Annotated in this window: 1 protein-coding gene and 1 pseudogene; both read right to left on the bottom strand. The window is 68.4% G+C overall.

Annotated elements, in window-relative coordinates; genetic code table 11:
* Positions 1–488 (bottom strand): GNAT family N-acetyltransferase (locus DZE2538_RS00040; protein WP_038915254.1); only part of this gene is annotated, 488 nt, incomplete at its 3' end.
* A 75-nt stretch (positions 489–563) separates the two neighbouring features.
* Positions 564–684: pseudogene (locus DZE2538_RS21395) on the bottom strand (fumarylacetoacetate hydrolase family protein); the annotation flags it as partial.

Below are 684 nucleotides of genomic sequence, written 5' to 3'. Positions count from 1 at the left end.
GTGAACGGGTTGGCGTTCATCACGATGGCCCCGATGTCCCGCCCCGGTCTGACTTCGGCCGCCAGCGACTGGCAGTACTGGCTGATGCCGAGCGGCGTGTTCTCCATCAGCACCGCCTGGTCGTCATAGCAGGCAATCGGGTAGAAGCCGCAGCCGCGGAACGCCGTGACGTTGCAGGGACGGGTGTAGAGAAACAGGTGGAACAGGCCGCGCTCGGCCGCCAGCTGCACCACCTCGTTGACCACCTTCGCCCCCAGGCTGAGCTCGCGAAAGTCGGGGTCCACCGCCACGCACTTGATGGTGCTGGCGCACAGCCCGGCACAGGCCACCAGCCGCCCGTGATGCGTGCCGGCCACAAAAAACTCGACGTCCTGGTCCCGGTCCAGCTGGCAGCGCGCCAGCAGCGCGGTTATCGCCACCAGCGTGGGGGACGGGACGCGCGCATCCAGCGTGGCAAACGTAACACTCTCGTCGTCATCGGCGTACATAACGGTTATCCTGCTTGTTGCTGGGCCCCGTCACCGCGGGGCTGACGCCGCCGGTCACCCGGCAGCGGGAACGATTCAGTGCCCGGCGGCCACGGAGGCGGCACGCGGGGCGGTCACCGGCCGGACGGCCTCGCCGATGGTGTTGCGCAGGTGGCCGACCTTCTCGATGTCCACCTCGATGCTGTCGCCCGGCTGG

This window comes from Dickeya zeae NCPPB 2538, from assembly GCF_000406165.1.
Lineage (GTDB): Bacteria > Pseudomonadota > Gammaproteobacteria > Enterobacterales > Enterobacteriaceae > Dickeya > Dickeya zeae.
The sequence above is the reverse complement of the archived record's forward strand: the minus strand, read 5'-3'. Positions and strand labels throughout refer to the sequence as shown.